The following is a 20,958-nucleotide window of genomic DNA, read 5'->3' as shown; positions in this document are numbered from 1 at the left end:
TCACCAAGATCCGCCAATTCATCACCGGCTGGAACGACCGCTGCCACCCCTTCGTCTGGACCAAGACCGCCGACCAGATCCTCACCAAAACGAACCGTCAAAAGATCTCAACCACGGGGTACTAGCGCAAGCCGACCTGTTCCCTCTTCCACTGCCATCCGGCCATCGCCGGGCGCGTCGTGACCTGCGGTTGGATGGTGTGGAAGCTTGCCGTCCACTTCGAGGGTGGCTTCCCCAGGAGAGCCAACATTTCGGCCGCAACCTTCGTCGGGTGACTTCCCTCTGCTTTCCACACGGACGAATACCTGGAACTTGTTGTCCACGGTCGTGAACGACACGACGAACTTGGACGCGTCGCGGCAGTCGGCTGCTGCCCACAGAATCCGCAACCCACGCTGACCGAGCAAAGTCGCGATCTGCGCGTGCGAGGATCAGCCGCGCAGTCGTGTCCTGCGGTCGCTCCCCACCGTGGTCCGAGCCAATGCGGGCGACTTCTGCGTCGTACTGCTGCGCATTGAAGGTGACGCCGTGCCGCATGGGAACGTTGATCAGCCAGTCCCAGTGGACGAATTCGCCCTCGCGCACGATGTTCACGTCCGTCGACGCGCTGCCGTACTCGCCGCATTCGCAGCGGGCGATCGGAACCCGGCGGGGATCGCGCAGCACGGACCCGGGCGCGAACCGAGTTTGCGCGGACCCTCAGGTCTCACTGGTCGGCGAGGTCTCACGTCCACTGCCAGTGCCACCGTTGCGTGTCGATGGCCCATGCGCTGATCCGGTCGAGGTCGGCGGTGTGGGGAAGGGGCGAACGGTCCTGGTCGAGCAGCGTCCGCACCGCGTCCTCCATGCGGGAGATCTCGGCTGAGACCTCATCACGGTCGACCTCACCTCGTTTGACCGCGAGTACGCGGGCGCGCTCGCGATCCGGCAGCGGCAGGCTGAGGCTTCCGGTGCTGGCGATCTCGAAGCCTTGGTAGGCGAGCCGTAGGGCGTGGCTGCCGTACTTCACGTCCCAGCCGTACTTCTCGATCAGCTCCGGCCGGTTGGGCACGTTGCGCTTGGACTGGCCGAGCATCCGTTCGTGCTGTGAGCGCATGTAGCCGAGGAAGCGTTCGACAGCGAGTCGCGACATGAAGGCCGTGCGCAGGCTGCGGAGTTCTTCGCCCAGAGGTGTGACGACGACCAGCGACTCCTCGGGAGCGAACAGCGGCAACATCACGGTGGGGTTGCCCTTGATCGCCAGGCGCAAGTACTTCCGAAGCGAGTAGAGGACCAGGTCGGTGTCGCCGTGCCCGCTGCGCACACCTTCGGGCTGCGTGCGCCAGATGTAGTCCTCGCGATGCCGCTCGACACCGAGGACCCATTCGGGCGGCTCGATGTAGACACCCATCTCGTCGTGGTCGTCGGTGCCCTCGATCGCGATGCCGTGCACGCCGCTACCGACGACGGAGCGCAGGATCTCATTGGGGAGCGCCACGCCGCGGTCGCCGTAATCGACGTTCGGCTGTTCGGACATGGTGGCCATGCTATCGACGCGCAGGTGTCGGTTTCGTCCGGGCGCACGGGCATACTTCGACCTGGGTCGAACAATGTTGACCCTCCCGACTTGGCCCGGATGCACCGCCAAGCCGCTGGTCGACTGGTAGTTGATCTTGGACCCAATAGGAACCGCATACAGCTCGTTGACTGGCTGGCTCTTGGAGCGCATCCGACCCCTGGTGCCGGTCGGACGCGTGTCGGCTGGCACACCGACCGGCAGTACCGGCGGACGTGCTCGATCGAGGCCTCAGGGCCAAGCCCAGCTGTCGGGGGAACGGAAACCCCCACAGGGTTGGACTCCACGTCAGAACCACAATTCGCCTGCTCCCTTGAGAAAAGGCATCTACATATCAGCCACGACCCGTGCATCACCAGCCACAGGGGCACCTGAGATGCGTTAGCGCATCGCGCGGTGGCTAGGGGGCGGGATGCCGTTTTCGCGGGCGAGGCGGCGGATGTAGGCGGCGGTGAAGGGGGAGAGTGCGGCGACCTCGGTGGGTGGGACGCCGGCGCGGAGTGCGGCGAGGCATGCTTCGATCACGGCTCGCCGGTCGGCTGCGTGCGCTTCGGCGCTTGCGACGTATCGGCGAGTGGTCGCGGTGATGCGTTGTCTCGGTTCGGGCACAGAAACAGAGTAGCGCAACTGTGTTGCGCTGCCGTGCGGGCTGCCGGTATGGTCTTCCCGCACTCCCGGTGCGAAGGTTCCGGCTACTTCTCTCGGAAAGAAACTGTGCCGGCACCGACTTTGATCTCGGGGGGCCTACAACTTCACAGAAGATGCCCGGTGCGAAGACGGCGGTTACTTCCACTGTTAATGGAGAGGTTGCAGGTTCGAGTCCTGCCTGGCCAGGGGAACTGGCTTGTAGCTCAATGGCAGAGCACTTTCGTCACCGCAGTCGGCTTTGATCTCGGGCATCTTCTTGAAGTTGTGCGTCTCTCCTCGCGGTAGAGAGTGGTTGAGACCAATGGCCAAGTTCAACACCAAGACCACGCGTGCAGCAGCCGTGTCGAGCCCGGTCCGATCCGAGGCCGTACCTATGGGTGCGACCTTTGAGGGTGCGCCCGGCTACGGGCGCGATGCTAGGGGCGAGCTGTTTCTGCTCTCGGTGGTGAACATGGTCGGCGAAGACACGTTCTACGAGGTGGCGTCGGATCGTGACGCCCGGTTCCGTGCTCTCGTCGGCGATGTGGCTGGTGCGGACCCGGACTGGCTAGGGCGGTTCCTGCCGTGGTTGCGGCGAGAGGCCCACATGCGCACTGCGCCGATTGTTGCCGCGCTGGAGGCTGCCCGCACCATGGCGCCCTCTGGAGTCCCTGGGTCTCGTCAGATCGTGTCGTCGGTGCTGCAGCGCGCTGACGAGCCGGGGGAGGCGTTGGCGTACTGGATGTCTCGCTATGGCCGGGCGATCCCGAAGCCGGTGAAGCGGGGGATCGCCGATGCGGTGCGCCGGCTCTACACCGAGCGGTCGCTGCTGAAGTATGACACCGACGCGAAGGGATTCCGGTTCGGAGACGTCATCGACCTCGTTCATCCAACGCCTGCGGCGGACAAGCCGTGGCAGGGCGACCTGTTCGCCCATGCCCTGGATCGGCGACACGGCCGGGAGAACATCCTGCCGGACTCGCTCCCGACACTGCGGGCGCGGCGTGACCTGATGGGCATTCCGGTCGAACTGCGGCGTGGCCTGGTCGGTGGTGACTTGTTCCGGCTGTCCGGGATGACCTGGGAGGCGCTGGCGGGATGGTTGCAGGGCCCGATGGACGCCCACGCGTGGGAGTCCGTCCTTCCTGACATGGGGTACATGGCGCGGCTTCGGAACCTGCGGAACTTCGACGACGCCGGCGTCTCCGACGAGGTTGCGGCTGCTGTCGCTGCACAGTTGGCTGACCCGGAGCAGGTGGCGCGGTCACGGCAACTGCCGATGCGGTTCCTGTCCGCGTACCGGGCGGCCCCGTCGCTGCGGTGGGCACACGCGTTGGAGACGGCGCTCGGGCACTCCTTGGGCAACGTACCGCAGCTGTCGGGGCGGACGTTGATCCTGGTGGATCAGTCGTGGTCGATGTCTGGACAACTTTCCGGTCGGTCGCAGCTCACGTGTGCTGATGCGGCCACGGTCTTCGGTGCGGCTCTGGCGCTTCGTTGCGTTGATGCTGACCTTGTGCAGTTCGACGACTCCAGTGCCCGGGTGCGGTTCCGGCGCCGTGACTCGATCCTGCGGATCGTGGAGCGGTTCTGGGGTCCTCGGGGTGGTACGAACACCGCCGAGGCCGTCCGGTCCTGGTACAAGCGCCACGACCGGGTAGTGATCGTCACGGACGAGCAGACGTGGGGCGGCTATCACGGACAGGAGCCGACCCGGCAGGTGCCGGCCGATGTTCCTGTGTATACGTGGAACCTGGCTGGGTATCGGCACGGTCACGGTCCGTCCGGTGGGGGTAACCGGCACACGTTCGGTGGGTTGACCGACCAGGCGTTCCGGATGGTGCCGTTGCTCGAGGCGGGTAGGAACGCCGATTGGCCGTTCTGAAGGTGGTGTGGGCTCTGGCGCGTACCTGTGCGCAGGTAGGCGCCAGAGCCCGCGCCGTGTCGGATCTGTTGAGTACGGCGGGTTCGTACGGGCTATCCGGGCTGGGGTGGCTTTCGTCGTTGGCGGGCCAGTCGCCTGATCGTCGGTGGATCGACATGCAAGACCTTCGCGAGAGTTGCCGTTTGAGGCTGGACGAGCGTTCGGCGGCTTTGCTCAACATGGGCGTAAAGGCCGCGGCTCATGCCCGGCAGGGCGTCCGCGGGGTGGGTCCGACTCGTAGCAAGAGACCTGCACGACGAGCGTGCGTATCGCCGAGCAGCGTCGGTCGGGCTGCCTGTGTCGGCGGCGTGTAGGTCGTAGATCGATTCGGCCAGCCGTACCGGGTCCATCCGAGTGACTTCCGCTGGGCAGTGAGGCGGCTACCGTCGAACGACTCGACCCAGTGTCGCCCGGATGCTGCATTGATGACGAGGTCAGTCCGGTTTCCCAGAGAGTTGATGCCTATCACCTTCTATAATTCAGTTGTTGATGGCCGCATAGTGGCCCTACTGTTGTTGCCGAACCAATCATCAACCAGACCAGGAGAAGCGACATGTCGTGGCACACCTCATGCGATACGCAGTGGCACATGCCGTGCGGCGAGGTGGTCGTCGCGATCTTCGGTCGACCCGTCCTCTCCTACGCCAGCGAGAAGCTGAACCTGGGCAGGCGGCGAACGTAAGCGCATCTCCGAAGCGCGAACGCCGCCCACCCAGACAGGGATCGGGCGGCGTTTCTCTGTTGTACGGCAAGGAACACTTGCGGGTGTAGCTCAACCCGGCAGAGCAGCGGTCTCCAAAGCCGCCACATGTGGGTTCAACTCCTACCACCCGTGCTCCCGCTCCGGCTGCGCGCCGGCGGCGTCGATTGTTGAGAACTCCACAGTGGATGGCATGCATGAAGGGCCCGGCCGGCAGACGTCTGACGGCCGGCCGGGCAACGACGGGATGTGGCGCAGCAGGGAGCGCATCCGCTTTGGGAGCGGAGGGTCCTCGGTTCGAGTCCGAGCATCCCGACAGCATCTGCCGGCGAGAACCGGGGTCAAGATGCATGTGAGGGCTCGTTGCCCGCCAAGCTCAGGTGGCAGAGCGCCGGCGTGAAGAGCCGGAGGATCCGGGTTCGACGCCCGGGACGGGCACGCCGCCGCGGAGAAGGCCACATCTACCGCGGCGCGATTCACCGCCGATTCGACCATGGGTTAGGTCGTCAGGTTCTCACCCTGGAGCAGCGGGTTCGAGTCCCGCATCGGCGACGTCGTATCTCGCGGCTATAGCTCAATGGACAGAGCGTCTGGCCTCCACCCAGAGGATCGGAGTTCAATTCTCCGTGGCCGCTCAGGTGCCGGAACCGCGTGACCAAGGACACTCGGCCCCCACCAGCACTCGGCCCTCAGCATTTCCTTCCCTTGCCGCGGTGGCCCAACTGGGAGAGGCGGCCGATTCAAGATCGGTTCATTGCGGGTTGGACTCCCGCCTGCGGTACGCCGTTGTAGCTCATCGGGCAGAGCACTGTCTTGGTACGACAACCGGAGAGGAGAACCTGGTGGAGACCGTACTCGTCATCAACGCCGATCTCGGCCCGCTTCACCGGGTCAGCCTGCGACATGCCGTGGGGATGCTGGTCCGCCGGGTCGCTGAGGTGCATGAGGCGGTGCCCGACCGGCTGATCGGGGCGTGGCCAGTGCCGACGGTGGTGCGTCTCGTCCGGTACGTGTTCACGCGGTGGCGGTACACCACCGGGCCGGTCTGGTCTCGGCGCGGCGTCCTGGCTCGCGACCGGCAGACATGTGGCTACTGCGGCCGGGTCGCGGACACGGTCGACCACGTGGTTCCCCGCTGCCGCGGTGGCCGCAACACGTGGGCCAACACGGTGGCTGCCTGCAGCGGCTGCAACGGCGCCAAAGGAGACCGCACCCCCGCCGAGGCGGGTATGAGGCTGCGGCGGGAGCCGGTCGTCCCGTCGTGGGCGGCAATGGCCAGGCGCTGACCGGGTGGCCGGCGGGGAGCGCAGCCCCGCCGGTCACCCTGGTCCGGTCCCGGGTCGTCCAATCGGTAGCGACACCTGACTCTGGATCAGGCGATCGAGGTTCGAATCCTCGTCCGGGAGCCAACGCATCCGCCGATCCCGCCCTCGTAGCCCAACAGGGAGAGGCGCCAGCCCGAGGTGCTGGTCAGTGCGCGTTCGAATCGCGCCGAGGGCACGGAACGCCGGCGAGGCGCCACAGGTAGGCGCACCGGGCCTGTACCCCGGAGGTGTGTGGGTTCGAGTCCCACCGCCGGCTCCACCGGCCAGCGCAGCACGATTGGTGGTGCACCGCATTCGTAACGCGGGGGAGCGAGTTCGATCCTCGCCGCTGGCTCTACGGGCGACGCACAGGTGTGCAGCGCCGCCTTGCAAGCGGCGCCTGCTCGGTTCGATACCGAGGTTGTCCACCCTGCCCGGGTAGCCCAACTGGAAGAGGCCGCCGGCTTAGACCCGGTGGGTTGCAGGTTCGACTCCTGTCCCGGGTACGCATGGTGTCGTAGCTCAGAAGGTGAGAGCACTGCCCTGTCAAGGCAGAGGTCGCGGGTTCGAGCCCCGTCGGCACCGCCCCGATCGATCACGGGCCGACCGCGGGCCGCAGTCGAGGGTCGCTCGGTCGCGGGCTCAGTGGTCGCCTCAATTCTTGGAAGCGTGGCCGAGTCTGGTCTAAGGCACCTCACTGCTAATGAGGAGGGGTTCTCCCCGCGCAGGTTCGAATCCTGCCGCTTCCGCCCTGCGTCGCTGTGGCCGAGCTGGTGAAGGCACCTCGCTGATAACGAGGCGATGCGGTGGTTCGAGCCCACCCAGCGACACCTTGCCCCTGTAGCTCAACGGAGAGAGCACCGGACTACGAATCCGGGGGTTGGACGTTCGAATCGTTCCAGGGGTACGCAGTGAGCCAGTATCGATTGTGGAGAGGCCAGCCGAGAGATGGCGCCGGCCGCGGTTTCGAAAACCGTTGGGGGAGTGATCCCCGTAGGAGTTCGACCCTCCTCCTCTCCGCCATGCGCCGTTAGCTGAGTGGTTTAGCTGCCGACTCTTAATCGGTAGACGAAGGTTCGATTCCTTCACGGCGTACGAAACTCGCGGCATGTGCGCTGGATGCGCTGCTCGGCCTTCTAAGCCTTGTGCGCCAGGTTCGATCCCTGGATGCCGCGCCGTCCAAAACTCCTGCTAGCTCAATGGAGAAAGCAACGTCCTCCTAAGGCGGGTTGTCCGGGTTCGACTCCCGGGCGGGAGACCCGAGCGCTGCTGATCCGGCGCCGGCCGTTCTGTGTGATGATGCCGCTCGCGCCTGATGGCTGGGCACCGGACTTTTAATTCGGACTGACGGGGTTCGATTCCTCGGGGCGGCACGGCGGGTAGGAGTACCGGTTGTGCTCGACGGTCTCATAAGCCGTGACAGGTGGGTTCGACTCCCACACCCGCTTCGTCCCGGTAGCTCAGCGGGAGAGCACCGCCTCGACATGGCGGGGGCCGCTGGTTCGATCCCAGCTCGGGGCACACGTATGGCGCGGTGGACGAATGGGGAGAGTCGCCTGCCTTTCAAGCAGGACACGTTGCGGGTTCGAGTCCCGTCCGCGCTACTCATTCCGGTGTCGGGTAATGGCAGCCCAGCGGCCTGTTAAGCCGCCTGTCCTGGTTCGAGTCCAGGCGCCGGAGCAGTAGGGGAGGAGCCGGCTGGTTACGGAAGCGCCGTTGGAAGCGGTGTACGGGTTGAGTCCCGTCGTGGGTTCGAATCCCACCTCCTCCGCCCGGGCGCCGTAGTTCACCTGGTCGGTGAGGCTTTCCTTATATGCAGGCCGTGGTCGGTTCGATTCCGACACGGCGTACCTCGCCCGTGTAGCTCAGCGGTAGCAGCGCCTCGCTTACACCGAGGAGGGCCCAGGTTCGATCCCTGGTGCGGGCATGGTGGGTGTGGTGTACCGGTGGTGCACGTCAGGTTGTGGTCCTGAAGGTTCGGGTTCGAGTCCCGACACTCACCCCATGCGCGTCGTGGACGGCGGCACGTCCAGCGGCCTGTAAAGCCGCCGCAACTCGTTGCAGACCTGGGTCGGCACCAGGGGCGCGCACGACGCACTGCCTATGCCCTCGTAGCTCAGCGGAGAGAGCACCGTCCTCCGACGGCGGGTTGCGCTGGTTCGAGTCCAGCCGGGGGCGCTCATGAACATATGGCAGGGTTGATCGAAGCCGTTGTTGTACGCCGGCATGGCCGAATGCCCGAGTCTGGTGAGGGAGCGGTCTGCAACATCGTGTACCCGGGTTCGAATCCCGGTTCGGCCTCGGCACGCCATCCACTGTGGGGATCTCGCCCGCAGACTTCAGCCGTCCACGGTGACGAGTCGCGATGAGATGCGATCAATGCGGCGCGACGAGCTGTTCCGGGCCGAGTGGCACCTGATAGAGATCTACAGATACGCCCAGCTGTTCTCCGGCCCGCACGGCCAGGCGGCCGACGTCCATGCCGGTTAGAACGCACTCGAGGGCTACGTTCCCGTCATCCAGAACTGGCCGGAGCTGGTGTCCGCCTAGGTGTTCCCGATCAGGAGGTTGGTGACGCCGTGGTGGAGTTGTGAGGCTGGGGGTTGGTCTCCGACGGCGGTGTGTGGGCGATGGTAGTTGTAGTGGATGTTCCAGACTTGGATGGCTTCGGCGCGTTGGGTTTCGCTGGTCCAGACTCTGGCGTAGAGGAGTTCTTCGGCCAGGATCCGTTGGTAGCGCTCGACTTTGCCGTTGTGGCGTGGGGTGTAGGGGCGGATCCGTTGGTGGCGGGAGGCGAACGCGGCGACGGTGCGGGCGAAGGCGGCGGCGCGGTAGTTGGGTCCGTTGTCGGTGACCACGCGGGTGATCCGAGTGATGCCGTGGGCGGCGAAGAACGCTCGCGCCCGGTGGAAGAAGCCGATGCTGGTGGCGGCGGTCTCATCGGGCAGGTGTTCGGTGTAGGCCAGTCGGGAGTAGCCGTCGATGACGGAGTGTAGGTAGACGTAGCCGGCTTTGGCGGCGCCGTTGCGGCGGTTCTTGGCGCGTTGGGCGGCCCGGTCGGCGGTGCTGCCGCGGCCGTGGGCGCGCCAGCCACCGCCGTCGGGGATCCGACCGACTTTCTTGACGTCCAGGTGGATCATGTGGCCGGGATAGCGGGCGGTGATCGTGGCTGGTCTGCGGTTCACCTCGCCGTCGGGGTCGAGGTCGCGGCGGCGGTTGATGCCCAGCCGGACGAACCAGCGGCCCACCGTCGCGGCCGAGACCCGGTGCCCGATCGCAGCCAGCTCGGTCGCAATCGTGCGGGCGGACCACTTGCGCTTGCGGCGCCAGGACTCGATCAGCTCCACCACCTCCGGCGCCAGCTGTGCGGGCGAGGTGTGTGGCGCTGACGACCGGTCGAGCAGACCCACCTGGCCACACCGGCGGTACCGGCCGACCCACTTGGACAGGCACTGCCGAGACACACCAGCCTCGGCAGCCACATGAGCGATCGGACGGGCCTCACAGCGCTGAACCAGACGCAGACGGCCAGCAGGAGTCAACGGAGCATTACGGTGGGACACGCGGGTCTCCTTCGGAACAGGACGTGTGGTCAGCGCTTCACATCCTGCCGACGGAGACCCGCCTCAGCTCCTCACAACCCCCACCACCGCGTCACCAACCTCATGAACCGCAACACCTAGGGATGGATCGGCGCCAACCTCCGTGAGCGGTCACCCACGCCCCGTTGGGTGCTGAACATCGACGAGGTGCAGGCGACGGCAGTGAATTCGTGCAGGTGGGCAGTGATCCAAGTGATGACCTGGATGCACTCCTGGTGCTAGCGCGGGGCGCCGACTCAACCAGCGGATGGATCACCTACGTCGCACCCACGGGGCAAGGGGAACGCGAGCGATCTACGCGGAGTGGCCAGGGGCCAGGATCGTAGGGGGAGTGCTCGTCACTGCCGCTGCCGCGTCGCCGATCGCTAGGTCGACCAAGGCGGCGCATGTTCTCATGGCGCACTCGCAGTCGAAGGTGCGGACCACCTTGTCCGATTCGATGGGGGCAAGTGGGCGCGTCGACCGGCTGGCGTACTGGTTCACGAGCGCCTGGTTCGCGTCCCGGAGCAGCCTCCGGTTCTCCTCGGATGTGACGGCTGTAGGGCCTTCGCTGATGCGATGGGCGAAGACACGCTCGACTTCGGCGATCGTCTCCTCGACGGTGAGCGGATCAACGAAGATCGTCGTGATGGCGGTTTCCGCGAGCTGTTCCAGTATTGGTTCCAAGCTCTGCAGGTACGACCAGGGCACGTCCCCCCGGTGCCGCACCTGCAGTCTGGCGACTTGGACATCCCTCGACGGGATCAGCCAGACGGCCTGGGTTTCCGGCTTCACCATCGCCGGCGTGATCGGTCCTCCCTCTGCCACGATCAGCGGAGCTGCCGGCAAAGAGCGCAGGTCGTCGATGATCATCGGCTTGCGGTCGTAGTACTCGGCGCCCGGGCCACGGGCCGGCAGCTCGACGCCGGCTGCGAGTGCGCGATCGCGATGCACCCATGTCTGGGTGTCGGAGCTGTACCGGCGCAGGCCGTGACGTCGCGCCAGATGCCGGGCGGCCGTCGTCTTGCCAGCTCCAGCCGGTCCACCAATCCACAGGACGTTTGACAATTCCATGAGCCATACCTCCACGAAGTTTGGATCACCACAGACACAACAAGGGCGCACCTAGAACGGTCGAGCGCGAGAAGGCACCTTCGCGCCTCGCCGTCCAGGCCATCGCTAGGCCACAAGCCGCGCTCTCAGCGCGTTGAGCTGATGGTCGTGTAGGCCACCCTGACGGAGGTACTGCTCGGTGCCGCCGTACTTGTCCTCGAGGTGCTTCAGCACCACGACCATCGTTTCCGGTCTCGCGGTGAACGACTCGGCCAGTTGGCTCCGTTCGGTCGGGTCGCTGATGAGGGCGAGCTGTTGGTCGAAATGCACGCGCATCCGGTCGTCCAAGGCCGCGTAGTCCGCGGCTACCGCCCCGGCCGGTGCTCCCGCGAGGCTCAAGGCCAACGCGACCACGTTCCCGGCGCGGTCCTTACCGGCATGGCAGTGGACGACGACGCCGCCGGTCGGCGCGTCCGCGATCGCGCCGACTGCGGCGGCGATCATGTCGGGGTTGAGGTCGAGCATCGCCACATATTGCTGGTCGATGGTCTGGGTCGGGTCGTAAGGATCGTCGGCGTGGTAGAGCGGCATGTTGCGGTAGAGCGGGTCGTTGGCGAATGGAGACGGGTCGCCTTCGCATTCCGGGGGCGTCCGAACGTCGATGATGCGGCTCACGGAGGCCTCTCGCACCGCCTTGACGCCGGCTTCTGTCAACCGTGTGAGATTATCGGAGCGGATCAGCGCCCCTGTCGTGATCTGGCGACCGTCGGTCGTGGGTAGGCCACCGAGATCGCGGACGTTGAGACAGTTTGGCCACTGCAGACGCATGGGTCCTGTCACAGATCTGTACCTCTTCCTTTCGACCGCCGGTTGGCCGAGTCGATGAGACTTGCTCCGCGGGAGACGAGTCTGCGCCACCTAACGCCGAAACATAAGTCTTGAAGTTGCCACGCAAACCTGCGAAAAATGGAATGGAGGAAACACGTCGGACCGTTTTGATCCCAGCGTCAACAGTCGCAGGGCTGGCTTCGCCCATGACTCCACGCCGTATCGGTTAGCGCTGGAGTTCGAGGTTGTGGCGGTGGACGTCAGGTGGAGCCAGCTGTGGCCGGCCTGTGCTGCTTGGTGGCCGGTCCAGTCGAGGAGGCGTGCACCGAGGTTGCGTCCTGCGGCGCGGCGCATGGTGGCCATCCGGTAGACGTACAGAGCATCGTCCGGTCCGTCAGGCCAGCCGTGCCCAGGTCCGTTCTCCGCTCGGGAGGCGTCCGTATGACCTGAGTCACGCGGCTGTCAGCGCATGGCTCAACGCTGGCGTCGGCGCCGCCCAGGTCGTCGAGTGGGCGGGCATAGTCTCAAGGTCCTGCTGGCGATCTACGCCCACTGCATCGATGGTGGCGTGAGCACAGCACGTGAGGCATGGGGGCTGAGCCCTGCTGACCTTCTGATTGCTGCGCCTGCCTCCTATTTGCTCAAGAACCGACAATCCTCGGCGCGCCGCACGGCCACGCCCTGCGGGCCGCCCTGGGGCCGTCCTCGGGCTCACCGAGCGTCGGCCTCTTTCCCGCCACGCTGGGCAGGCTCATTCAGCAGGGGCAGCCAGTCCGGGTCAACACATCGTTGTTCGATCTCAGCGGTGGTCAGCCAGTCTGCGGCCGTGCACTCAGAATCAGCCTCGGGTTCGGTCGCCGGGCCGTCGTGGTCGCCGCGAGCGAGGAAGAACACCATGTAGCCGACCGGATAGGGGTACCGGTAGCCCGCCGGTCGCTCATCAAGACTGATGCGCGTCCACCCAGCGACGGATAGGTCCTCCTCAGCCAGGACGAACCCGGTCTCTTCCCTCAGTTCGCGGACAGCGGCCGTGTGTGGTGTCTCGCCGGGCTCAAGATGGCCACCAGGTACATCCCAGCCCCGGCCAGGCCGGTCGACGTAGGCCATGAGGACACGCTCGAAACGATCGAGAACGAGCACGAACGCGGATGTGATCTGGTCCACTGGCGGCAGCACAGCCGAGCGCACCAGCTCAATCCGGTGGGGAACCTTGAACATCGCCGGCTGCGTCGTCGACCACAAGACTTCCTCGACCACAGAGACCAGACTCCCTCACACCCGCAGGCACGACTTACTATCGAGGTTCGTTCGATGCCTGCTCAGCAGCGTCCGCCGATGCTGCTACGCGCTTGTAGTGTTCCTGGAACCGAGCCTCATCGGGGACGCGCTCTCCTCTCTCTCCGACCGATCCGTCGATGAGCTCGCGCACGATGTCAGCGTGCCCGGCGTGATGGCCTGTCTCCAAGATGGTGTGTACGAGTGCTTGCCGGAGAGTGAGTGTCTCCCCGTTATGGGGAACCGTGCCGATGTCGCTACGGTCGAGCTCTGTGATGGTCTGGTCAGCATGGGCGCACGCTCGGCGGTAGAGGTCGACGATGTACTCGGTCGACTCGCCGGGAACCGCGTACATATCACCGCCGGTGTCCAGGGTCTCCTGGACGTTGGCCGCCTCCCACCACGGCAACCGGATACCTGCTTGCGACGCGGGTCTTCCGAAGGTCTCGCCCAGGTAGTTGCACTCGCCACCCAGGACGTGCTTGACGATACCCAACAGGTTCGTGCCGGTACGAGTCATCGGGCGGCGAATCTCCGCGTCGTCGGTCGGCAGTACGCGGTCCAGGAAGCCACGGGCCTGGACGTCCTCGTACCCCGGGTTTCATCAGCCGTGTGCAGGTGAGGATCGCCTTCGAAGGGCAGAAGGCACCGGATCATCAACTTTCATGATCAACAAAGAGAAGTGGTGGGCAGATCGACGTTGGCACCCACCATTTCTCTCCCAGGTCGGTCCGGTGAGGGCCCGCGAGTGCTTGGGCAGCTGTTGCATGGCGTACGTAACGATCGGCGCATTTCGGGCAATCTGACGGGACGGTTGCCCGGAACGTCGTTCCACCGGAGATGCCGACTCGGATCCATCAGTCGGTTTCAGGAATGTATGTCGGCATCGATGAGTTGTCGGCGGTGTGCCGGTCTGAACCAGCATGACTGCGACCTATGAGGCCCTCAGCCGGGATACCGGCTGCGATACCGACACCGACCCCGTGCGAGGACCCATGCCTGCCGACCGACCCGCCCGCGTCCTGACGGACACCGCAGACGCGGGGGGCCGCACCCCCGCGGTGATCCGGCTGCTGATGCTGTCGACGTTCGTGGTGATCCTCAACGAGACGATCATGCTCAACGCGATCCCGCGGCTGATGGCCGACCTGCACGTCACCGAGCAGGCCGCGCAGTGGGTCTCCACCGGGTTCATGCTGACCATGGCCGCGGTGATCCCGGTCACCGGCTGGTTCCTCCAGCGGGTCTCCACGCGCAGCGCCTACGCCACCGCGATGGGTGTCTTCCTCGCCGGGACTGCGCTGGCCGCAGCCGCCCCCGTCTTCGAGGTGCTTCTTCTCGGCCGCATCACCCAGGCCGTCGGCACGGCGGTGATGATGCCGCTGCTGATGACGACCCTGATGACCGTGGTGCCCGAGAGCGACCGGGGTCGGGTGATGGGCAACGTGACCATGGCGATCTCGGTGGCCCCCGCTCTGGGGCCGACAGTCTCGGGTCTCGTCCTGCAGCACGGCTCTTGGCGCATGCTCTTTCTGCTGGTGTTGCCGATCGCGGGCACGATCACCTGGTTCGGCCTGCGTCGCCTTCAGAACGTCGGCGAGCCGCATTTCAGCACCATCGACTGGCTCAGCGTGATGATGGCTGCCGTCGGCTTCGGTGCGCTGGTCTATGGACTCACCCAGTTCGCCGAGGGCGGGGCCGGCAGGTCGGTCATGTTCGTCGTGGGCGGGCTGGCGGCGGTCGGGGTCTTCGTGGTGCGCCAGCTGCGTCTGCAGCGCGCTGGCTCGCCCCTGATGGACCTGCGTACGCTGCGGCACGCGACATTCGCCAAGGCGCTGGTCCTGATGTCGGTGGCGTTCATGGCGATGCTGGGTTCGATGATCCTTCTACCCCTGTTCCTGCAGAACGTCCGCGGCCTGAGCCCGCTGCAGACGGGCCTGCTGGTGATGCCCGGCGGCATAGCCATGGGTCTGCTCGGCCCGATCGTCGGGCGGTTGTTCGACCGGTTCGGTGGGCGGGTGCTGGTGATCCCTGGCTCCTTCGGGATCGTGGCCGCGCTCGCCGGTTTCACCCAGGTGTCCATGACGATGCCGTACTGGCAGGTGCTTGGGCTGCACATCCTTCTGATGCTGTCCCTGGCCGCGGTCTTCACACCGGTGTTCACGATTGGGCTGGGCGCCCTGCCGCCACACCTCTACTCCCACGGCAGCTCGATAGTCGCCACCTTGCAACAGGTCGCCGCGGCGTTCGGCACCGCGCTGGCAGTCACGGTGATGACCATTCGTGCCGACCAACTGATCACCAACGGAGTCACCGACGGCGCCGCCCAACTCGACGGGATGCGGCTCGCCTTCCTGGTCGGCGCCGTCATCTCGATCGTCGTTGTCGCGACCGCCCTACGCATGCCGCGCCGCCCGGACAAGGAGGCGTACGACTCGCAGGAGGGGCCGTACGACGAACTGGACGACGAGCTCCAGCCCACCCGCTGAACCGACGACCGTCACCCGGGACGAGGCAGCGGGCGTTTAGTCTGGGGATTAGGCTGCGCGGCGCGACGTTCCGGTAACTTTCGTCGATCCAGTCGCGTAGGAGCCGGGCGTTGGTCCCTGCGAGGGGCACCGACAACCAACCCACTGCAAGCGTTCCTGCACCACTAACGTGCGGTCAGCAAGCGGGACGATCAACTCGTAGCGGGGCACCGGAAGACCGCGTGATCGGGCCAGCACAAGTACCTCCGGCGTGCGCTGCAAATCCGGCAACGGTAAGTCAGAGGGCGTCACCACACCCTCATGACCGTCAGGCCAACGGACATGCCCTCAGGACTCCGGCGTGCCGGGTGGTCAGCCGTGGTTCTCCCGATCGTTCAGAGCGGGCGAGCGCATGTGTCTGATGGCGGGACTGATGAGGATCGTGGCGGTGATGGCGGCGGACATGCAGGTGAGCACAACGAATGTCACGCGCGCGCCGAAGTCCTGGAGAAGCCATCCGCCGGCGAGGGGACCTAACGGCGCCGCGAGGCTGGCCACGAGCATGACCGCGCTCAGCATCCGTCCTTGCATCTCTGGTGGAGTGATGCTGATCTGGACCGCGGCGAGCATCCCGTTGGCCGGGGCAGAGGTGAAGTACGTCAGTGCCAGAAGGGCGCCAATAACGAACGGGTTGTACGCGAACATCAGGGCGCCCAGCGCGAGCGTGGCGGTCGCGCCGAAGAGACACACCAGCACGGGCGGTGGGAGTCGTCGCTGGATTTGCGGGGACAGCCAGGCCCCCAGAATCCCGCCGATGCCGGCCAGGGAGAGGGCCGCGCCGATCTCGACGGCTGGCGCCCCCCGTGCACTGGTCGACGCGATCACCACAAGGATGACAGCGGGGAAGATGAGCTGATATCCCGCCGCGCACAGCAGCGTGACTCGCAGAAATGCGCTGGCCCACACCAGCTGGATGCCAGTGAGGAGGTCCTGGCGCAGCGGCCGGGGGTTCGTCTGTCGCCCTTCGTCGCTGTGCAGTCTCCGCCTGACCGAGCGGATGAGGAGACCGCTGGTCATGAAGCTTGCCGCTTGTGCTGCGATCGGCAGGGCGGCCGCGACACCGAAGAGGAGGCCGCCCAGGGGCGGGCCACCGAGGGCGGCCAGGTGACCGCGCGCCTCGTTCTGCGCCATGGCGTTCGGCAGCTGTGTCGTGGGCACGACCTGCCGAACAGCGACCATCTGAGCAGGATCGAAGAACGCGTCACACGCCGCGGCTATGACGGCTACGACGACGAGGTGCGCGATGCTCAGACGGTCGGCCACGACAGCCAGGGCAACCGATGCCGTGGCCACCGCCCTGATCGCGTCGCACGTGACCAGGAGCGCCCTGCGTGGGAGCCGGTCCACGAACACTCCGGCAGGCAGCCGCAGAACCGCACCAGCGGCCATCCCGACGAAGGCGATCATGCCGGCCGTCAGCGCCGAACCGGTCGCCAGCAGCGCCAGCAGGGGATAGGCGATCATGGCGATGCTTGTTCCCAGGAATGAGATCGCGTGTCCGGTCCACAACACCATGAAGTCGCGGTTCTTGCGCAGGGGAGTCGACGCGGACCCAGGAGTGCTCGTCAACGACTTCGGCCTTCCGTGTGGCGAGAGAGCTCGAACAAGGCGACGGACACGATCAGACGTCGGTGGAACCTGTACCTGTCCGTGCCCTCCTCGGGTATCCACACATCTGCTCCAGTGGTCGCCACTCCGGCCGGGTTCCTTCATGCGGATCAACGCGCTGCAAGTCTCGGAGTTGGCACCGGCGATGTCCATCACATCCGCTGACAGCGGAACGCCCCACCGGTCAACAGCGCAGCTGACGCAGGTCGCGATCTCCTCGCCGGTCTCTTGATCAGGGGATGCCGCGTAAGGATCCGCGCGTCACATGCGTGCCTGACAAGGCGGCCGATCATGGTCCATCGCGGTCAACAGCGGTCACGACCGCGCGGTCCGTACGGCGGGCCGATCGACGCTCAGCCGAGCGTGGGACACGAATACGCCTTTGCTGGACAGGGGCTGTGGAAACTCGGTAGCGGTTCCACGTGCGGGCGGCTAGCGTCGGAGCCGACAACCAAAAATCCCGCTCCGGGACACTGACTTCTTCCAGCACCCGGAGCCACGTGACTCACGTGTCGCGTGGCTCCGGGTGCTTTCGTTTTCTCGGAGTGCATCTCAGGAGGAGGTAGGAGATGCTGACGCACGAGCAACGGGTGGCGTTCGACGAGCAGGGCCTGCTCAGGCTGGAGGGCGCCGTTCCGCGGGCCGACGCCGAGCGGATGGCCGAACGGGTCCGCGAGTTCCTCACGTCGGAGGAAGCGATCCGCCACAACAGCGAGCACGAGTACCTCGCCGAGCATCCAGGTGGCTACCAGCCGCTCAAGCGAGCTGGCGTGTTCGACGCCGTGCTCGACAGCGCCGTACCGGTGGCGTTGGATGAGCTGTTCGGACCGGACGGCTGGAAGCGCCCGCGGCATTGGGGCAATCCAGCAGTCACCTACCGGGTGTCTGACGCGCCATGGGCGTTGCCGACCGATGGCTGGCATGTCGACCGCGCTCCCGACGAGCATGGCCGGTCGCGCTCGGTCACGGTGTTCGTCGTCCTGGCGGAGCTGCGACCCCGCGGCGGCGGAACGCTGATCCTCACCGGTTCGCACCAGCTGGTACGGCGATACGGCCAGCACGACGTCAAGAATCGCGCCCAACGCAAGCTGGTGGGCGCCCGCCACCCGTGGCTCGCGGAGCTCTGGAGCCGCCAACCTGATCCTGGGATCGAGCGACGGAGCCGCTACCTCGAGGAAGGACCGGTCGTCGATGGCGTTCCGCTCCGCGTGGTCGAGATCACCGGGCAGGCGGGCGACACGTTCCTTATGCGTGGCGACACGTTTCACGCCGTCGCACCGAACGCGCTCGACCGGCCGCGGATGATGCTGATCAAGGGCGCTCCGGTGTCTGCTTGAGGTCGAGCACCCCATGGCCGGAGCGGTCAGCCGGGGCGCACGGTGCGCGATGCTAGTTGCGCTGCCGCGGATGTCCAGTGTTCGAAGAGGCGGTGTTCGGTGTCGGCGTCGAGGGCAGCTGTCGGCTCGTCGAGAAGTAGCAGGAGCAATTTTCGGACCGTCCGACCACCTGAACCGTCGGTGCGTGCAAAACAGGGCGTCGTCCTACGCGCTCAAGGGCCGAGCAGTGGGGGCGCAGACGATGTGGAACGCCGACGCCAGTCGCTTTCGCTGATGGCCGCAGGCTTCGACGCCCTCCTGGTGTTCGAACAAACACAGGTCCGGCTGGTCGACCAAGCGACCGGCATGTACTTCCACGCCGGCATGGCCGATCCTTTCCGCGTTCGCTGAGGAGAGTCTTCCCACTTGTGCGCTTCCGCCAGGCACGGACCGGGGGTCGCCACGGTCCGCACCGCGCATCGCATGACCGACACGCTGATCACAGCCAGAAAGCTCTCGAGAAGGGAGGCAACAGATGAAGACGCATGAGGATGAAGCGAACGACCTGAACGAAGTGCGGATCGAGGCGTGCATCGTCAACCACAACACGTCGGAGTTCGCCGAACTGGCAGTACGCACCCTGGCCGCCACCCACGCGGCTTGGGCCTCGCTGCCATCCAACATTGGCACTGGTGCCCAACTACGAGGACTCGGATCAGCCGGTCGCCGGCAAGATCGTCGACTGTCGGCAACGGCTCGCCGAGCTTCGGTCAGCGTGACAGAACGGTTGGTCGCCGGGCCACGTCATGCACAGCAGGCGAACAAACGTCCAGAAACTTCAGTTCGACAAACTGACCACTCGATCGGGGGTACATCCGCCCGCCCATCAGGAATGACAGCACTGACATAAGTGCTCGGGCCCGTTGTTCTCCCCGTGAGGTCCACCCGACGTCCTTGCCTCCACGCACGTCAATTCAGGAGCATTACGCGGAACCGCTCGCGAGCGTCTTGGGAGAGACCGTCGCACGTGACCACCGGCACGAACGGGTCGAGGGGTTGTGCGGCGTGTCCGTAGGGGAAACCCCCGACGTACGGCTGGGGATCCTCTGACGTGCGGGCTCGTCGCCCTTCGTCGTGTTACACGCGACTTCACTGGTGGGTACAGGTCCAGGTTGGAGAGAGTCGCACTTTATGTCGCACTGCCTCAACTTGGGGCGTGTGCTGGCCCTGAGGCAACCGTCAACACGAAATCCTGATGCTGGGCGGCGTGATGAGTTTTGAACACACGAGAGCCGAGAGCGCCGTAGCGTTGCGCGAGCTCGCGGGATTCCCGTTGGTGGACGCGCTCTTCGGGCGTCGTTCGCGCAGGTTCGCTATGGGTGACGAAATCCCGGACGGCCCACTGGCTTTTCGGTCCAGGCGCGATCCTCTTCCGCTCACTGAACTGGAGCGGATGCTGGTGCTGGGTGCGATGGGCGGCACGACGGGCTGGCACTACTCGATCACCCATAATCCACGCTTAGCGCCTCATGTTCCGAACTACTCGGCCGCTGCGGCCGGGCGTACGTTTCCTTCCGCGGCCGGGGTGCACACCGCCGAACTGTTCTTCACCGATGACACCGGGCTGTACTTCTTTCCGACGCGCGACGCTGGTGCACTGGTGGACCCGGCGGCCGAGGAGATCACGGCGGAGTTGATGGTCGAACGTCACCGCGGCCGGTCGCGCCGGCTGTCGGCCGAGCGACTGTACCTGCCGAGGGAAGAGCCGTACCTGGACAGACATAACCACTGGTGTGTGAACGTCCCCGGCTCCCTTCTGGTGATACCGGTGGCAGACATCGCCCAGCACTTCATCGCCGTCTTGTGTTTCCTCGCCCAGAACGGCTACGCGATCTATGACGACGTCCACAACCGCAAGATTCCAGGCCTGGACACATTCGGTGGCCTAATCGATATCGAACAGCCGTTTCCACTGACCTTCGCCGAACAGTACGCCTTGACCGAAGCCACTGCGGAGCTCGCCGCCGCCTGCTACGCGGGCACACTCATGCTGCAGGCGATGGGTCTGGGAGGCTGGATGTTCGACGGGATCGACCGGTTCACCATGCTTGGCGCCTCGGGCACCCCGAAGGTGCCTGGGCTCGGTTTCCGCTATGACCAGGACGAGCGCTGGTCGACACCCAATCCCACCGGCCGCGAAGGAGTCTTCGAAGCCTACTGCCCTCCCCACTACTCCGACATGGCCGCTGCAGTCGAGGCGTTCGCCCGACGCAAGTTCGGGCCTGGTGGCCCCTTCCATCCCGACACCCCGGGCGCCTGGACCGACAGCCCAGGTGTACGAGGTAGCGCGCAGGTCCACGACGAGCGGTTCAAGGCGTGCATCACGCTGCAAGCGCAGTACATCTTCGACACGTTCGGCAAATTCCCCGGAACCGTACCGACGGTGTTCATCCTGAACTACGTCCAGGCGCACCACCTGGACCTCGAGTTCTACGACCACCACTTCAAACCCGGGGCCTACCTACACACGCACGCCACCCACCTGCAGACGTGGCACAACCGAACTTGAATCCGCCGTACCCCTTCGCCAGTAGGCTCGGTCGACCTCTGTCTGGTAACGAACAAGGTCGGACTTGACGACGTGATGTGTCGTGGCAGC

15 protein-coding genes, 31 tRNA genes and 1 pseudogene are annotated in these 20,958 nt (G+C 65.7%); 39 read left to right on the top strand and 8 right to left on the bottom strand.

The annotated features are described in order from the left end of the window. A pseudogene (locus ABN028_RS35325) lies at positions 1–125 on the top strand (IS630 family transposase); the annotation flags it as partial. A gap of 599 nt (positions 126–724) precedes the next feature. On the opposite strand, the gene ABN028_RS11840 reads toward ABN028_RS35325, so the two are convergent. Both ABN028_RS11840 and ABN028_RS11835 read right to left on the bottom strand, forming a co-directional pair. Further along, a complete protein-coding gene (locus tag ABN028_RS11840) occupies positions 725–1,516 on the bottom strand; it encodes a nucleotidyltransferase domain-containing protein (RefSeq protein ID WP_349696633.1) in 792 nt (263 codons plus the stop codon). Between the two features lie 420 nt (positions 1,517–1,936). Continuing rightward, a complete protein-coding gene (locus ABN028_RS11835) occupies positions 1,937–2,164 on the bottom strand; it encodes a hypothetical protein (RefSeq protein ID WP_349329304.1) in 228 nt (75 codons plus the stop codon). Positions 2,165–2,310: 146 nt separating this feature from the next. On the opposite strand from ABN028_RS11835, the gene ABN028_RS11830 reads away from it, so the two are divergent. The 34 genes from ABN028_RS11830 to ABN028_RS11665 all read left to right on the top strand — a co-directional run bounded on the left by ABN028_RS11830 (position 2,311) and on the right by ABN028_RS11665 (position 8,411). Continuing rightward, a tRNA-OTHER gene (locus ABN028_RS11830) sits at positions 2,311–2,388 on the top strand. Positions 2,389–2,576: 188 nt separating this feature from the next. Continuing rightward, positions 2,577–4,067 carry a TROVE domain-containing protein gene (locus ABN028_RS11825; RefSeq protein ID WP_349696632.1) on the top strand — a complete coding sequence of 497 codons (1,491 nt, stop codon included), beginning with the start codon at positions 2,577–2,579 and terminating at the stop codon, positions 4,065–4,067. Between the two features lie 592 nt (positions 4,068–4,659). After that, positions 4,660–4,788: a hypothetical protein gene (locus ABN028_RS11820; RefSeq protein WP_349329306.1), complete on the top strand. Its 129-nt coding sequence runs from the start codon at positions 4,660–4,662 to the stop codon at positions 4,786–4,788. A gap of 79 nt (positions 4,789–4,867) precedes the next feature. Beyond that, positions 4,868–4,941 (top strand) — tRNA-Trp (locus ABN028_RS11815). A gap of 108 nt (positions 4,942–5,049) precedes the next feature. Further along, positions 5,050–5,122: transfer RNA gene (locus tag ABN028_RS11810), tRNA-Pro, on the top strand. A 49-nt stretch (positions 5,123–5,171) separates the two neighbouring features. Next, a tRNA-Phe gene (locus ABN028_RS11805) sits at positions 5,172–5,244 on the top strand. A 42-nt stretch (positions 5,245–5,286) separates the two neighbouring features. After that, a tRNA-Glu gene (locus tag ABN028_RS11800) sits at positions 5,287–5,358 on the top strand. Positions 5,359–5,369: 11 nt separating this feature from the next. Continuing rightward, positions 5,370–5,441 (top strand) — tRNA-Gly (locus ABN028_RS11795). A 72-nt stretch (positions 5,442–5,513) separates the two neighbouring features. Beyond that, positions 5,514–5,587 (top strand) — tRNA-Leu (locus tag ABN028_RS11790). Between the two features lie 61 nt (positions 5,588–5,648). After that, complete coding sequence (locus ABN028_RS11785; RefSeq protein ID WP_349329307.1) at positions 5,649–6,092, top strand: HNH endonuclease; 444 nt, start codon at positions 5,649–5,651, stop codon at positions 6,090–6,092. 47 nt (positions 6,093–6,139) lie between these two features. Further along, positions 6,140–6,215: transfer RNA gene (locus ABN028_RS11780), tRNA-Gln, on the top strand. Between the two features lie 17 nt (positions 6,216–6,232). Further along, positions 6,233–6,306 (top strand) — tRNA-Leu (locus ABN028_RS11775). 6 nt (positions 6,307–6,312) lie between these two features. Continuing rightward, positions 6,313–6,390, top strand: a tRNA-Thr gene (locus ABN028_RS11770). Positions 6,391–6,393: 3 nt separating this feature from the next. After that, a tRNA-Thr gene (locus ABN028_RS11765) sits at positions 6,394–6,465 on the top strand. Positions 6,466–6,542: 77 nt separating this feature from the next. Continuing rightward, positions 6,543–6,616: transfer RNA gene (locus tag ABN028_RS11760), tRNA-Leu, on the top strand. 5 nt (positions 6,617–6,621) lie between these two features. Next, positions 6,622–6,695: transfer RNA gene (locus ABN028_RS11755), tRNA-Asp, on the top strand. A 78-nt stretch (positions 6,696–6,773) separates the two neighbouring features. Then, a tRNA-Ser gene (locus tag ABN028_RS11750) sits at positions 6,774–6,859 on the top strand. A gap of 6 nt (positions 6,860–6,865) precedes the next feature. After that, positions 6,866–6,940, top strand: a tRNA-Ile gene (locus ABN028_RS11745). 4 nt (positions 6,941–6,944) lie between these two features. After that, a tRNA-Arg gene (locus tag ABN028_RS11740) sits at positions 6,945–7,017 on the top strand. Positions 7,018–7,040: 23 nt separating this feature from the next. Further along, a tRNA-Ser gene (locus ABN028_RS11735) sits at positions 7,041–7,133 on the top strand. 1 nt (position 7,134) lies between these two features. Next, positions 7,135–7,205: transfer RNA gene (locus ABN028_RS11730), tRNA-Lys, on the top strand. Positions 7,206–7,213: 8 nt separating this feature from the next. Beyond that, positions 7,214–7,285 (top strand) — tRNA-Arg (locus ABN028_RS11725). A 10-nt stretch (positions 7,286–7,295) separates the two neighbouring features. Next, a tRNA-Arg gene (locus tag ABN028_RS11720) sits at positions 7,296–7,368 on the top strand. A gap of 43 nt (positions 7,369–7,411) precedes the next feature. Then, positions 7,412–7,483 (top strand) — tRNA-Lys (locus ABN028_RS11715). Position 7,484: 1 nt separating this feature from the next. Next, a tRNA-Met gene (locus tag ABN028_RS11710) sits at positions 7,485–7,558 on the top strand. Position 7,559: 1 nt separating this feature from the next. Next, positions 7,560–7,631: transfer RNA gene (locus tag ABN028_RS11705), tRNA-Val, on the top strand. A 7-nt stretch (positions 7,632–7,638) separates the two neighbouring features. Beyond that, positions 7,639–7,714 (top strand) — tRNA-Glu (locus ABN028_RS11700). A 5-nt stretch (positions 7,715–7,719) separates the two neighbouring features. Further along, positions 7,720–7,790: transfer RNA gene (locus tag ABN028_RS11695), tRNA-Asn, on the top strand. Positions 7,791–7,797: 7 nt separating this feature from the next. Then, positions 7,798–7,881 (top strand) — tRNA-OTHER (locus ABN028_RS11690). A gap of 5 nt (positions 7,882–7,886) precedes the next feature. Continuing rightward, a tRNA-Ile gene (locus ABN028_RS11685) sits at positions 7,887–7,960 on the top strand. Between the two features lie 4 nt (positions 7,961–7,964). After that, a tRNA-Val gene (locus ABN028_RS11680) sits at positions 7,965–8,037 on the top strand. 2 nt (positions 8,038–8,039) lie between these two features. Continuing rightward, positions 8,040–8,115 (top strand) — tRNA-His (locus tag ABN028_RS11675). Between the two features lie 100 nt (positions 8,116–8,215). Then, positions 8,216–8,288, top strand: a tRNA-Arg gene (locus ABN028_RS11670). A 50-nt stretch (positions 8,289–8,338) separates the two neighbouring features. Further along, positions 8,339–8,411, top strand: a tRNA-Cys gene (locus ABN028_RS11665). A gap of 245 nt (positions 8,412–8,656) precedes the next feature. On the opposite strand, the gene ABN028_RS11660 is transcribed toward ABN028_RS11665, so the two are convergent. The 5 genes from ABN028_RS11660 to ABN028_RS11640 all read right to left on the bottom strand — a co-directional run bounded on the left by ABN028_RS11660 (position 8,657) and on the right by ABN028_RS11640 (position 13,412). After that, complete coding sequence (locus tag ABN028_RS11660) at positions 8,657–9,673, bottom strand: IS481 family transposase (protein WP_349696631.1); 1,017 nt, start codon at positions 9,671–9,673, stop codon at positions 8,657–8,659. Between the two features lie 333 nt (positions 9,674–10,006). Further along, positions 10,007–10,564, bottom strand: a complete 558-nt coding sequence (locus ABN028_RS11655) for a hypothetical protein (RefSeq protein WP_349696630.1) — start codon at positions 10,562–10,564, stop codon at positions 10,007–10,009. Between the two features lie 306 nt (positions 10,565–10,870). Then, entirely contained in the window at positions 10,871–11,572 is a 702-nt protein-coding gene (locus tag ABN028_RS11650) for a tyrosine-protein phosphatase (RefSeq protein WP_349696629.1), read from the bottom strand. A gap of 711 nt (positions 11,573–12,283) precedes the next feature. Beyond that, a complete protein-coding gene (locus ABN028_RS11645) occupies positions 12,284–12,790 on the bottom strand; it encodes an NUDIX hydrolase (RefSeq protein WP_349696638.1) in 507 nt (168 codons plus the stop codon). Positions 12,791–12,866: 76 nt separating this feature from the next. Continuing rightward, entirely contained in the window at positions 12,867–13,412 is a 546-nt protein-coding gene (locus ABN028_RS11640) for a DinB family protein (RefSeq protein ID WP_349696637.1), read from the bottom strand. A gap of 430 nt (positions 13,413–13,842) precedes the next feature. Here ABN028_RS11640 and ABN028_RS11635 point away from each other — a divergent pair, with 430 nt between their 5' ends. Beyond that, positions 13,843–15,336 carry an MDR family MFS transporter gene (locus ABN028_RS11635; protein ID WP_349696628.1) on the top strand — a complete coding sequence of 498 codons (1,494 nt, stop codon included), beginning with the start codon at positions 13,843–13,845 and terminating at the stop codon, positions 15,334–15,336. A gap of 351 nt (positions 15,337–15,687) precedes the next feature. On the opposite strand, the gene ABN028_RS11630 is transcribed toward ABN028_RS11635, so the two are convergent. Continuing rightward, positions 15,688–16,944, bottom strand: coding sequence for an MFS transporter (locus tag ABN028_RS11630; RefSeq protein WP_349696627.1), 1,257 nt, complete (start codon positions 16,942–16,944; stop codon positions 15,688–15,690). 608 nt (positions 16,945–17,552) lie between these two features. Here ABN028_RS11630 and ABN028_RS11625 point away from each other — a divergent pair. The 3 genes from ABN028_RS11625 to ABN028_RS11615 all read left to right on the top strand — a co-directional run bounded on the left by ABN028_RS11625 (position 17,553) and on the right by ABN028_RS11615 (position 20,868). Further along, positions 17,553–18,320, top strand: a complete 768-nt coding sequence (locus ABN028_RS11625; RefSeq protein ID WP_349696626.1) for a phytanoyl-CoA dioxygenase family protein — start codon at positions 17,553–17,555, stop codon at positions 18,318–18,320. A gap of 514 nt (positions 18,321–18,834) precedes the next feature. Further along, complete coding sequence (locus ABN028_RS11620; RefSeq protein WP_349696625.1) at positions 18,835–19,209, top strand: hypothetical protein; 375 nt, start codon at positions 18,835–18,837, stop codon at positions 19,207–19,209. 360 nt (positions 19,210–19,569) lie between these two features. Beyond that, positions 19,570–20,868: a hypothetical protein gene (locus tag ABN028_RS11615; protein ID WP_349696624.1), complete on the top strand. Its 1,299-nt coding sequence runs from the start codon at positions 19,570–19,572 to the stop codon at positions 20,866–20,868. Positions 20,869–20,958: the final 90 nt, after the last annotated feature.

The sequence above is a fragment of the Actinopolymorpha sp. B17G11 genome, from assembly GCF_040196095.1.
Taxonomy (GTDB): domain Bacteria; phylum Actinomycetota; class Actinomycetes; order Propionibacteriales; family Actinopolymorphaceae; genus Thermasporomyces.
Note: the sequence above shows the minus strand (reverse complement) of the source record. Positions and strands in the feature narration are given on the sequence as shown.